This window comes from Vibrio sp. FF266 (genome assembly GCF_041439695.1).
Classification (GTDB): Bacteria; Pseudomonadota; Gammaproteobacteria; order Enterobacterales; family Vibrionaceae; genus Vibrio; species Vibrio tasmaniensis_A.
On the sequence record NZ_JBGOOO010000002.1, the window covers coordinates 153,459 to 166,273 of the forward strand.

11 protein-coding genes are annotated in these 12,815 nt (G+C 41.7%); 9 read left to right on the forward strand and 2 right to left on the reverse strand.

Annotated elements, in window-relative coordinates; all coding sequences use genetic code 11:
• Positions 1-28 precede the first annotated feature (28 nt).
• From ACED59_RS02460 to ACED59_RS02490, 7 genes are read left to right on the forward strand one after another with little or no spacing between them, the layout of a single operon-like run.
• Positions 29-1,480, forward strand: coding sequence for a CpaF family protein (locus ACED59_RS02460; protein WP_029223095.1), 1,452 nt, complete (start codon positions 29-31; stop codon positions 1,478-1,480).
• A gap of 9 nt (positions 1,481-1,489) precedes the next feature.
• Positions 1,490-2,455, forward strand: coding sequence for a type II secretion system F family protein (locus tag ACED59_RS02465; RefSeq protein ID WP_012604667.1), 966 nt, complete (start codon positions 1,490-1,492; stop codon positions 2,453-2,455).
• Between the two features lie 3 nt (positions 2,456-2,458).
• The gene (locus tag ACED59_RS02470; protein ID WP_012604666.1) at positions 2,459-3,430 is read left to right on the forward strand and encodes a type II secretion system F family protein; all 972 of its coding nucleotides are present in this window, start codon (positions 2,459-2,461) and stop codon (positions 3,428-3,430) included.
• Positions 3,427-4,431, forward strand: coding sequence for a lipopolysaccharide assembly protein LapB (locus ACED59_RS02475; RefSeq protein WP_102249115.1), 1,005 nt, complete (start codon positions 3,427-3,429; stop codon positions 4,429-4,431). Before ACED59_RS02470 ends, ACED59_RS02475 begins: the two co-directional genes overlap by 4 nt.
• Before the next feature lie 26 nt (positions 4,432-4,457).
• The gene (locus tag ACED59_RS02480; protein WP_371704756.1) at positions 4,458-6,230 is read left to right on the forward strand and encodes a hypothetical protein; all 1,773 of its coding nucleotides are present in this window, start codon (positions 4,458-4,460) and stop codon (positions 6,228-6,230) included.
• Positions 6,227-7,156, forward strand: a complete 930-nt coding sequence (locus tag ACED59_RS02485; protein ID WP_017096776.1) for a glycosyltransferase family 2 protein — start codon at positions 6,227-6,229, stop codon at positions 7,154-7,156. The genes ACED59_RS02480 and ACED59_RS02485 overlap by 4 nt, the downstream gene beginning before the upstream one ends.
• Positions 7,157-7,165: 9 nt before the next feature.
• Positions 7,166-7,876, forward strand: a complete 711-nt coding sequence (locus ACED59_RS02490; protein ID WP_017096777.1) for a class I SAM-dependent methyltransferase — start codon at positions 7,166-7,168, stop codon at positions 7,874-7,876.
• A gap of 100 nt (positions 7,877-7,976) precedes the next feature.
• On the opposite strand, the gene chrA is transcribed toward ACED59_RS02490, so the two are convergent.
• Positions 7,977-9,125 (reverse strand): chromate efflux transporter, encoded by a 1,149-nt coding sequence (gene chrA / locus ACED59_RS02495; protein WP_371704755.1) that lies wholly within the window; start codon positions 9,123-9,125, stop codon positions 7,977-7,979.
• A 100-nt stretch (positions 9,126-9,225) separates the two neighbouring features.
• Here chrA and ACED59_RS02500 point away from each other — a divergent pair, with 100 nt between their 5' ends.
• Entirely contained in the window at positions 9,226-10,152 is a 927-nt protein-coding gene (locus ACED59_RS02500) for a LysR family transcriptional regulator (protein WP_017096779.1), read from the forward strand.
• Positions 10,153-10,520: 368 nt separating this feature from the next.
• Here ACED59_RS02500 and ACED59_RS02505 read toward each other — a convergent pair whose 3' ends face one another.
• Positions 10,521-11,075, reverse strand: a complete 555-nt coding sequence (locus tag ACED59_RS02505) for a gamma-glutamylcyclotransferase family protein (RefSeq protein ID WP_017096780.1) — start codon at positions 11,073-11,075, stop codon at positions 10,521-10,523.
• 307 nt (positions 11,076-11,382) lie between these two features.
• On the opposite strand from ACED59_RS02505, the gene ACED59_RS02510 reads away from it, so the two are divergent.
• The gene (locus ACED59_RS02510) at positions 11,383-12,567 is read left to right on the forward strand and encodes an NnrS family protein (RefSeq protein WP_029223096.1); all 1,185 of its coding nucleotides are present in this window, start codon (positions 11,383-11,385) and stop codon (positions 12,565-12,567) included.
• Positions 12,568-12,815: the final 248 nt, after the last annotated feature.

Sequence of the window (12,815 nt, forward strand, 5' to 3'; positions counted from 1 at the left end):
TGATAAAAAGTAAACGCGAGGGATTGTGATGTTCTTTAAACGAAAAAATGTAAATCCAGAGTTTGAAAAAAGAGTAGAACAGATTTCGCATGATTCAGAAGATGCCAATCCTGTTGAACGTTTATCAAGCGTTGAGGTGTCTAGCCACTCTCGCAGTGCAGAAGCTCATGTAGAAAAAGAAAAGGCGATTGATGAGGCTCGGAAAGTTCTCGAACAAGAGCTATCAATTAAACACTTTTTCCATAAGCAGCTCCTTGAAACGTTAGACTTAGGGTTGCTTTCAAGCTTGGAAAAAGAGCGAGCTAAGCTAGATCTACATGAAGCCATCGTACAATTGATGGCTGACGATGGGAGCCATGCACTCAGTGCCGAAGGGCGTAAGCGGGTTATCAAGCAGATAGAAGATGAGGTTTTTGGCCTTGGGCCGCTTGAGCCTCTATTAGCCGATCAAACGGTCTCCGATATATTAGTCAACGGCCCTAAAAGTGTTTACGTTGAGCGAAGGGGTAAACTCGAAAAAACGCCATACACTTTTCTGGATGACCGTCATCTGAGAAACATTATCGACCGCATAGTCAGTCAGGTAGGGCGTCGAATAGATGAAGCATCACCTATGGTAGATGCGCGCTTAGTTGATGGGTCACGTGTTAACGCCATTATCCCTCCTTTGGCTCTTGATGGTCCTTCCGTTTCAATCCGTCGTTTTGCCGTTGATCGTTTGACGATGGATAACTTGATTAGCTACGACTCCGTCTCGCCTCAAATGGCTAAGTTTGTCGAAGCTGCCGTGAAAGGAGAACTTAATATCTTGATTTCAGGAGGGACGGGGTCAGGGAAAACAACCACACTGAATATCTTTTCTGGTTTCATCCCTCGAGACCAACGAATCATTACTATAGAAGACTCTGCAGAGTTACAACTTCAACAACCCCATGTTATTCGCCTAGAAACCCGCCCTGCTAACTTAGAAGGGAAAGGGGAGATTAGTCAGAGAGAGTTGGTAAAAAACACCTTACGTATGCGACCAGACCGAATTGTGGTTGGTGAGGTGCGTGGTAGCGAAGCCGTTGATATGTTGGCGGCAATGAATACTGGTCACGATGGGTCTCTTGCAACTATTCACGCCAATACCCCCCGAGATGCCTTAAGCCGTGTTGAAAACATGTTCTCTATGGCTGGTTGGAACATTTCAACCAAAAACTTAAGAGCCCAAATTGCTTCGGCTATCCACCTTGTTGTTCAAATGGAGCGACAAGAAGATGGTAAGCGCCGTATGGTGAGCATTCAAGAGATCAACGGCATGGAGGGGGAGGTGATTACCATGTCGGAAATTTTCCGTTTTCAACGTAAAGGTATTGATGAAGATGGCAATATTATCGGCTATTTCACTGCGACGGGGGTCGTACCTCAATATCATGACCAGTTAGTTAAACGTGGACTCGATCTGCCTTTCGAGCTCTTCACTGAGACTCATGGTTAAGGAGAGATTATGGATAATGTAAGTGTTTCACTCGGCCTATTATTCATCGCGGTGCTTTTTATCTCCCAAGCTTTGTTATTGCCTGCTGCTGGGAAAAAAGCTAAGCATAAAGAGCTTTCTCGACGTTTGAAAGAGACCCAACGTAATATCGATGAAGAGAGCTTGTCGCTACTCAAAGAGCATTATAATAAAGACTTATCCCCATTAGATCGCAAGCTCATCGTTATCCCTTATTTTGCTGGCTTAAAACGGATGTTGGAGTTAGCCGGTATTAGAGTTTCGCTAAGTCGCTTTTTACTTATTGTTGCTCTATGCGGTGTGTCGCTCACTCTGATATCAATAATGACTCAACAAGAGTGGTTCATTAGCCTAACTGCATTCATTGCTGTCTGGGTTGTTGCTTACCTGTATGTGCAAAATCGAGTGAGTTATCGAATGGCTCGATTTGAAGAGCAGCTCCCTGAAGCGTTGGATATTATTCGACGAGCATTACAAGCTGGGCAGCCGCTAATTCAATCATTCAATGAGGTTGGTGAAGAACTCCCTGACCCTATCGGTGCCGAGTTTAAAAATACCTATAACCTACTTAACTATGGTTACGATTTACGTTTGGCTATCTTACAAATGGCAGAGCGTGTCCCCACCGTATCAATGTTAGCTTTTTCTAGTGCCGTAATGTTGCAGAAAGAAACGGGGGGTAACCTCTCCGAAAATCTTCAAAAAGTATCCGAAGTTCTAAGATCTCGCTTTAAGCTAGAAAGGAAAATAAAAACGCTTTCTGCTGAAAGTCGGCTATCAGCATGGATATTAACCTTATCCCCATTTGGTTTGTTTTTTGCTTTAAAAGTGGCGAATCCAGATTATATTGAGCCGCTTTATAATGACCCTCGCGGCGTTTCAATGGTCAGTGTTGGTATCGTACTTTTAGCGATTGGAGCCCTATGGATTAAGCGAATCATCAGCATAGAGATTTAACCTATGGAATTATTAAACATTGAAGTTTGGAAGCAAATGTTAGCGGACTTTGGAGTCAGCTCTCAGATGGTTATCTACGTAATGATTTTGCTTACCACCATTTTGTTAACATTGACTCTAGGGTTGTTTATTTTGGGAACCCGATCCCCTTTAGATAAAAAGCTCAAACAGATATCAGAAACGGGTTCACCCAATAATAGAAAGCCTTATGACTTCTCTAATACGTTGGAGTCGCTGAGTCCTTTTATTAGTAAAGGTAATAAAAAGGATAATGAAACCTACTCACAAAAGTTGATGCATGCAGGCTTTCATGAAAAAAATGCGTTATCGGTTTTTTATGCATTGAAAGTGTTATCGAGTTTGGTCGGTATCATCGCGGGCTTTATGGTTTATTACATCTCATTCGGTGGTAGCTACAATAATTTATTGATCATGACCTGCGTCTTTCTTGGGACTTTCACTCCCAATATTATCTTGAGCAAGTTGCAAAAAGAGCGACAGAAGAAAATTAGAAATGGTGTACCAGATGCTCTTGATCTTCTTGTAGTTTGTACGGAATCTGGTCTAGGCTTTAATGCAGCACTTGGACGAGTTGCTTCTGAGCTTTATGTTTCTCAGCCAGAGTTAGCCGATGAATTGGAGACTGTTTTTGCCAAGATACAAGCAGGTGTCACCATGCCAGATGCGCTGAGGCAGTTCATTGACCGGACGGGGCTAGTCGAATTAGAGGGGTTGGTTTCTTTGCTTTCTCATGCGTCTAGAATGGGGGGAAGCTTAGCGCAGACTCTTCGTGATTATACGGTAGATTTTCGAGATAAGCGTCAGCAAGCTGCTGAAGAAATCGCGGCCAAGATACCGACTAAAATGTTGTTCCCTATGTTGTTGTTTATTTGGCCTTGCTTTTTTATTGTCGCGTTAGGGCCTGGGATCATTATTGTTATTGATGCACTTGGTGCACCAGGAGTAAGTTTATGATACGAGTGAGTAGATATTTTCTAGCTTTATTAGTGTTCGTTATTCTTGGTTGTGCATCCTCGGATGAGCCGACAAACCAATTTGATGCAGAGTTGTATTCAGGTAAACCAATCGATACCTTAAGCAGTGATGACCCTCCACTGAGTGAGAAAGAAGCCATTATGCGTGGTGATGTAGCATTGAGGGATAACAATATCGATTTGGCCCTTTATGAATATATTCGCTCTCTATCCTTTCCTGAGAAAGAGTTTCACGATAAAACGCTTTTTACGATAGGCCAAATTCATTCATCTCGTGGTAACTATGCACTATCCGAGAAAGCTTATTTAGCAGCATTAGATTTTAACCCTGCACATACCGAAGTCCTAGAGCAATTAGGTGTTTTGTATACAAAGCAGCGTCGCAAAGAGGAAGGGCGGAGTTATTTCTTTAAAGCGATTAATGCAGATCAAGTTCGTTTAAAAAGTAGTGAAACAATTAAAAATTACCAAGCCTTAAGTCAAAGTGAAGTGGCTGGTTTGAAGGTTGATAGCATGTCTCCCGAATTAGCTTTCATGGGGATAGGTGTGCTGGAAGATGTCGATGGAAAACACCAGATAGCGCAAGAGTACTTTAAAAAATCACTGACAATAGACAAAAGTTCAGTTAAAGCTTTGTTGAATATGGGGTACTCCCACTACATGTATGGCAATTACAAGGAAGCGTATCAATACACTCGTTCGGCTTTAGAGATAGAACCTAATAATGAAAAGGCTCAAAACAACCTTGCGCTTATTTACTTGGCTGCCGGGGATATCAAAAAGGCAACCAACGTTTTTATGAGACACATGGAAGCTCCTGAAGCTTTGAATAATGTCGGTTATTTTTTAATTTTGCAGGGTAAGCCTGACGAAGCCATTCCCTATCTACAACAAGCTATCGATAAAAAAGCATCTTATTATAAAGTGGCGAATGACAACTTAAATAGAGCGTTATCTGAGGTAAGAGAGATGGAGCAGTAACGACTTAAATTATTATCTTTGGGTTAATGAAAAGGATATTCATCTTGCCTAAGAGTGAAAGTTTTAATAAAGATATCATCATTATTTCTGTTGTTTGGCTGCTGTGTGCGACTGCGATATTTTTCTATAAATGGGAGAGTATCTCAACACTGGTTTTAAATGATAATGACGATTACATGCGCTTTGTTCAATTCCAAGAGTGGATGAATAATGGGCGCTGGTATCTAAAACCAATGGATAACTTCAATGCAGCTGATGGTATTGTTATCCATTGGTCCCGATTCCCCGATCTGATACTTTCTGCTATTGCGTACCCTTTATTGTTTGTTGTGGATGAAAGTACCGCTTATTCACTGTCTATTTCTATTGTACCTTTGCTTTATTTACTGTTCTATTCACTGTCATGCTTCTATTTATGTAACCACTACTTCGGAGAGCGCTATCGGTTTTTGAGCATGATGTTTGCTCTGTTTTCCCCATCGGTTATGCATTTTATTCCTGGCTCCATAGATCACCATAATATTCAGCTTATTTTGGCTATCTTGTTCCTATCTCTAACACCTATAACTGTAAGTCAAATTAATCAATTATGGCGAGTGTATGCTCAATCTATTCTATTGGCATTGTCGTTATGGACTGGGTTAGACAATATCCTTTTGTTTGCGAGTTTTTTTATCGTCTACACTGTGTATTGTTTTTTTGTTAGCAAGAGTTGGTTTGTTTATGTATCAAGGCTATATCTGTTCTGCTGTGTTTCAGTTGTTATCTCCGTTTTGTTAAACAGACCTTATAATGAGTTCTTTTATTTTAAGTACGATGAAGTGTCATTTGTTATTGTGGTTTTGTTTTTTGTCGGTTGGGCTTTTATTAATAATTACAATTGGTTTAAATTTGATAGTTGGCCTTTTGGGTTGCGTTCGTTTGTGTTTGTTATATTGGGTGTTGGATATGTGACTCCAGTAGCTTTGTTATATCCAAATATTACCAGTGCTTTGTTTGTCGATTATCCACCTATACTTCAGACTTATTGGCTTGACCATGTTTCTGAAGCTAAATCTATTTTTCAGTATGTAAGTGAGAATGGGTTATTATCTATTGATAATTATGTGTTACTGGTCATCCCTGCTTTATTGTATCCTTTTTTTAGAGTTAATAATCATCATTGTACGATCTTGTATATTATTTTCGTATTGAATTTAGTCCTTGCCATATTCTGGCAGGTTAGGGTGATAAGATTATGTTTTATTTTATCAAGCCCTTTTCAGGCTTACGTAGTTATAAGGTTGTCTGAGTTTGTAAAATACTCAATATTTAAAGTGTTGATTATATTATTAGGAGCTCCATTAGTAATGGCATTTCTAGTGATAGCGGTTGGTAATGATGATTTTGAACGAAATACAATTGAAAATGACAAGAAAACTCTATTTAGAGTATTGGAAGAAAAGGGCATCGAATCAAAGGTTATTCTAACAGGAATTGAGACGGGAGCACCTGTGTTGGCCCGCACTAATAACCGCATAATTGCAGCTCCTTATCATAGAAATATAGTTGGTAATCAATTTCTTATAGAGGTTATGTTAGAGGGGGATATGAGTTTAGCCAAGGACGAAATCCAAGCTAAGAACATTGATTATATTGTTATAGGAAATGACGCCCATTTAATGGTTTTGAAAAAATCAGCAAGTGAAGAGGCTCTTATAAACAAATTATACAGCTCAAATGTTCCCAGCTGGTTGGAGACCATATATGACGATGTTCCTGATGGCTACCGAATCTTTAGGGTTAGGGAGAGTTTATGAATAGTATAAAAGTTGCAGTATTACTCCCATGTTTTAATGAAGCGGGTGCTATCGGAAAGACAGTTATGTCTTTTAAGCAGGCTTTACCTGATGCGTCTATTTATGTGTATGACAACAACTCAACCGACAACACGGTAAACGAGGCCTTGCAAGCTGGGGCTATTGTTCGACATGAGCCTCGCCAAGGTAAAGGGGAGGTAGTCAGGAGAATGTTCTCTGATATTGATGCTGATATCTATGTGATGGCTGATGGTGATGACACTTACGATGCGTCAATATGCCCTGCGCTGATCGAACAATTAGATAATGAAAAACTCGATATGATTATTGGAAGTCGAGAGCGAGCTTCAATGGCTTATCCCAAAGGGCATATCCTAGGAAATAAGCTGTTTTCATCGCTGATTAATTTAGCATTCAATGCTCAATTGAGTGATGTGTTTTCTGGTTATCGAATTATGAGCCATCGATTTGTCAAAACCGTACCCATTTTCAGTGATGGCTTCCAAATAGAAACAGAGCTTACCGTTCATGCGCTACATCATAATATGCCAATCAAAGAAGTTTCGACGCAATATCAATCAAGGCCTGAAGGCACAGCCAGCAAATTGAATACCTTTAGTGATGGGCTCAAAATTCTCAATTTCATTTTGTTCTTATTGAGAGATGTAAAGCCAATGTTCTTCTTTGGCGTATTGTCTATGTTGCTTTGCTTCATTTCATTGGTTTTAGGAATCCCCGTTATCATCGACTTCATCGATACTGGGCTCGTCGAAAGGGTGCCTACTGCTATTTTGTCTAGTTCAATTGCATTGATAGCGGTGATGTCTTTTTTCTGTGGGTTGATACTCGACAACGTATCACGAGGTAGGCGAGAGATGAGGATCCTTTCTATATTACGAACGAGTGATAAAACGCTATCTGAATAGGAATCAAGCATGAGAACAAGCAAGGATGAAGACAAAGAGTGGATCGATTATTTGTCCCGTTTTAGTGACGAATATGATGAGCGAGTTTATAACGGCAATGCAACGGGTTATGTGATGAGAGCTGGCCACATAGCATGTGAAAAGCCATTTGGTGAAAGTGAACACTTTTCGAGAGTGTTAGAAGTGGGCTCCGGTACAGGTGAACACTTGCTGCACGTCAAACACACCTTTGACGAGTATATCGTGAGTGATGGCGATGCTGCGGCTCTTAAGGTGGCAAAAGAGCAACTCAGTCGTATCAATTCTTATGACAAACTCACTTTTAACGTAACTAATGCTTGTGAGTTAGATTTTGAAAGCAATAGTTTTGATCGCGTGATCGCAACTCATATATTGGAGCACTTATACGAGCCTCACTTGGTGATCAAAGAGTGGTTGCGAGTGTTAAAACCTGGAGGCACTCTGTCTATTTTGATTCCTACCGATCCTGGGATCGCTTGGAAAATCGGCCGTTATATGACGACAAGAAAACACGCCTTACAGAAGGGGTGGCATTACGATTACATTATGGCGAGAGAGCATGTCAATCCATGTAATAACTTAATCGCTTTCTTAAGGTATTACCTTCCTGAACACCAAAAATCATTTTGGCCGCTGAGCTTTGTACCGCTTATTGATTGCAATTTGTTCTTTAACTTCCACGGGGTTAAACCACTATAGGAAGTAAAAGATGCTTTTAGTTTTTGAAAGAAGAGCGGGAAAACAAGAAGTAAGCGATCAAACCTCTCACTTCTTATTTGTCTGTCTATTAATTGATAGCTTAGATCGCCAAACCTGTAATTGCGCCAAACAACATAAACACACCCACTAACCCTACAATCGGGACCTTTACGGTTTTTAATAACCACACACCAACAATGATCAGAGCGAAGTCTATGCCGCTGCTCACTGCGCTTGTGAAGATGGGTTGATACAGGGCCGCAAGCAATAGACCAACAACTGCTGCATTCACACCGGTAAGCGCACCTGCCACCAAAGGCTTGCTTGCAATCGCCTGCCAATTCTTCAGTACAGCCAGTAGCAATAAGAAACCCGGTAAGAACACCGCAACTGTTGCGAGCAGTGCACCTGTAATCGGTGCCGATGGCATCAACACATAGCCTAGATAAGTGGCTAATGTAAACATTGGGCCAGGTACAGCTTGCGCAGCGGCATAGCCTGTTAGGAAGGTATCTTGGGACAGTTGATCACCAATACTATTTTGTAGCAGAGGAAGAACCACGTGTCCGCCACCGAATACCAAACTGCCTGCTTGGTAAAATAAACCAAAGACTTCAATGCCTTGAGAGTATGCACTGAACAGAGGTAAACCAATCAGTAGTGCTACAAAAATCACTAGCGGTGTTATGGATATCTTATGTGTCGAAGGCGTTGTTTTTAAGTCTTGCGAGGTTAAGAACTTACTGCCAACCATCGCTGCAAATAGGAGTACTAAGACTTGAGGCCAGATCCCTGGAATCAAAAGTAGAACAATCGCGGTGATCACACACAGTGCTGTTGCCATCTTTGATTGGCAAAAGTTTTTGTACATGCCGAAAGTGGCGTCAGCTACAACCACGACCGCGAGTAGCTTAAGTCCGTGGATGATTGAAATGAAAAGCGGTGCTTCCAACAACTGGTTGCTCACTAAGGCCAATATCAACATTAGGATGACAGAAGGGGAGGTGAAACCGACAAATGCGGCAATCGCACCGGTTAAGCCACCTTTTTTGTAACCAACCGCGAAGCCAACCTGACTTGAGCCTGGACCAGGCAGAAATTGACTGAGGGCGACAATTTGCCCGTACTCTTCGTCGGATAACCAATTCAGTTTCTCAACAAAGGTTTTACGGAAGTAGCCAATATGTGCCGCTGGTCCGCCAAAGCTAATCCAGCCAAGCCAGAAAAAGGTTTTAAAAATTGAAAGCATGATCGATTCCAGATAAATGTTTAGCGTAATTTATGTGGAGTTAGACTATGATTCAAATTAATTGTTTTAATTGTGATTATGAATGATATGGGATTGATTTGTGGCTGATTTTAACTGGAAAGGGGTCGACCTTAATTTGTTGATTGCACTGCAGGCATTGTATAAAACCAACAGCGTTAGCAAGGCCGCTGAACGTTGTTATGTCAGCCAATCAGCGATGAGTCATAGCTTACAAAGACTGCGAAAGTTGTTTGATGACCCTTTGTTTGAGCGTGTGGGTAGCAAGATGGAGGCGACCGATCGAGCCATTGAACTGTCCAGTACGGTAGAAGCTCTGCTCAATACCATCCAGTCAGAGGTGTTACTGTCTAAATCGTTTGATGCCGCGACTTATAAAGGGACTTGGAAGATTGGTCTTACCGATTATGCTGAGCAGATGTTCGCGCCAGCATTGTTTGACCTCATCAAGCAATCCTCTCCTAATTCGCAAGTCGTGCTGTTCAATGTAAACCGGAGTAACTATCAGCAAGTATTTGAAGACGCCAAGCTTGATATGGCGATAGGCAGTTTTGGTGAGGTCTCAAAGCAATATCGAACCACGCATTTGTACACAGAGCAACATGTCTGTTTATTCGACAAGTCGGTTGTATCTATTGAGGGGCCGATATCGTTAGAACAGTTTGTTGCTGTCGAGCATGCTCTTGTTTCTCCTGCTGGGTCTTTAAAGACTGGCGTCGATAAACGTTTGGCTGAATTAGGCTTCAGCCGAAAAGTGGCTATATCTTCAAGCAATTTTTTAACAGTAAAACGTTTGATAAGAGGTAGGGAGTTATTGTGTATCGTCCCCAAACTGGTGGCACGCAATGATACTCAAGACCAAGATACCGTGGTAGCAGTGGAGCCACCTATCGATGTGCCTGATTTTGATATACAGCTCATCTATCGCAAGGCTAAGCATTTAGATGATAAAAATAAGCTACTTAGAAAACTTTTTACACAAGCCGTTTCATCTGTGGTTGCTGCATAGTTGCAGCAGTTGTTTGGTCATCAATTTTATGTGAATTATTTTTAGAAAAATCCGGCTTATTATAAGAACCCGACTATACTTAATTTACGACTAAAAGTAGTCGTAAAGAATAGGCTTTTTGATTTACCTAAGTAAAAAAATTGATTATATCCTAATGATATAGCTGAAAAAAACTACCGGGCTAAACGGACTTAGTTGGTCTTAAAAGCGCTAGCTCCCCCTAGCGCTTTTTCTTTTGTTCGAAGTTAGCTCTAACCCCTTAGGTGTTTACAGGTTTGAGTTGTTTAATCTCGATTTAGAACAGTTAACGGTCGAGCTCACTGACTAAGTGCAACAAGCTATGTAGACCGACAAATTATGAGTATCAACTAGCTACGAACGGTCAGTATCAAGCCATCAATCACACTGTGGTGGTGATCAGAAACCCCAGCAAGGTTGCCGTATTTCGGCTGGTGGCGATCATTTTCTAATGGATGGTGCCAACCTTGTGTATGTTCCACAAAGTGCGCTGCAAAGCTTTCAGACACCTCTAAGCATCCTGCCATGACGGTATCAACATAGGTTTGAACGATAGGGCTGTTTTCACAAGGCGCTTCGATTTCGTCTTTGATGTATACCCAGATCGATTGATCCGCTTTAAAGTCGGTTTGGCTCTCTATCTGATCGCTTCTTAACTCAATTCGGTGATAACCACGCTCACGGCGATCAAATTCAGCCAACGCAACATCATCAACCTCAAGCAAAACACCATTCACTTGTCCCTCACCAAGATTGACGATCAACGGTGACAAAACATAGCTGTCGTCGATTTTACTCCAGTGACGCACTAGGCCGTGCACTATCGCAGGAATAGCTTGTCCTGTTTGACCTGTGAGTTGACGAGAAGAGGAGTTGATCAAGCTACCATAACCAAAAATATACATCGCGTTCCCTGTCTGTTCTTTTGTATTTGAGACTAGTCTTACTATATGTTTGGCTTCATCAAATGTCAGTAGTTTTTTATTTTACACACCTTCGAGTCTAAATGACTTTTTATGGTGTGTTTAATTGACACCTTTTTGACCTCTAAATACACCTTGTTGCTTGTTTTTATTGGTTTTATATCTTTGGCGCGTTTCATGCATTGTGTTAGGCAATATTGCGGTGATGATTACTGCACCTTGAATTTGGCTATTGGTAGCAATTCAATATAAGCCACACTTGGCTTGTTATCTGAAATGAGGAATGAGTTTGTTAAATATCACAGATAAAAGCGTAGAAGATGCGATTCCAGCTTATCTTCGTTTAGGTTTTAGACCTTTCTTCTTTCTAGGCAGCCTCTATGCCGTGATTGCTATCGTCGCTTGGGTTGTCATGTTCCAAAATGGTCAGCCTGAAGTGTTAAAAGTGCCCGCGCTTTGGTGGCACGTACATGAAATGCTGTTTGGTTTTTCTATGGCGATTGTGGTTGGTTTTGTTCTGACTGCAGTGCAAACGTGGACGGGAGTCAACGGAACTAAACATTATCGATTAGCAGCGCTCGTTGGTTTGTGGCTAGCACCTCGTATTCTATTTTGGACACCGGCGCCATTGTGGTTAATCTCATCGGTTGAAGCGTTGTTCTTGATCTTTGCCGCTTACGAGATTGGTTTCCGTGTCGTGAAATCGAAAGGCTGGAAGAACTTGTTTTTTGTGCCGCTGTTTATATTGGCTATCGTCGCCAACTTTGCTAGTTACGCGACGATTAAAGGCATGCCTCCATTCCCATCGTCTGCAGTATGGCACGCAATGTTATGGTGGTTTACCTTGCTATTATCCGTGATGGGTGGACGAGTTATCCCGTTCTTCACGGCCCGTCGTTTTGACTTTGAAAAAGCACAACCACTGGTTTGGTTGGAATGGCTAGCGAACCTGCCTTTGGTTGGATTGTTTGTGCTGAGCTTCTTCCCGTTGACCTTTGCTCAAGTGGGCAATGAGTTGATGGTATTTGCAGGTGTGATTCAGTTGGTGCGCTTTGTTCGTTGGAAGCCTTGGACAACGTTGTCTGAGCCTTTGGTGTGGTCACTGCATGCGGCTTATTTGTGTATTCCTTTGAGCTTGTTGCTAAGAGGCTTGTTAGATAACCCATTTGCAAGCCATAACATGCTGCACCTGTTTGCGATTGGCGGTTTGAGTGGGCTCATTCTTGCGATGATCACACGTGTTACCATGGGACACACAGGCCGTGCTATCTATAAAGGACCAAGCATGGCGCTGGCGTTCTCGGCTATCTTTATCGCGGCATTAGTCCGTAGCTTAGGTGTCACTTTCTTCCCTGCTTACTTATTTGAGATGGTCAACATCAGCGCGGGTTTATGGACGTTGGCGTTTGGTCTGTTTATCTGGAAGTTTGGCATGATGTTGTTAACACCAAGAGTGGATGGTCATCCGGGGTAAGCGTATTGATTTTCTAACACATTTTTAAAGGGAAGCACTGAGCTTCCCTTTTTGATCGCAGCTAGTTATCGCTTTAATTTATCTCTGTTTGAGCACCGTTCATTTCATTGTTGTCGATAAAATAGCATAGAAGTTGATGGTGAATCGGAGAGTTACGAACCCATTGAAATCCGGCACACACGATTTACAGCACTGGAGTGTGATCCGCTGCAAATATTTGCAGCAATATTCATTGATTTGTGCTCTAA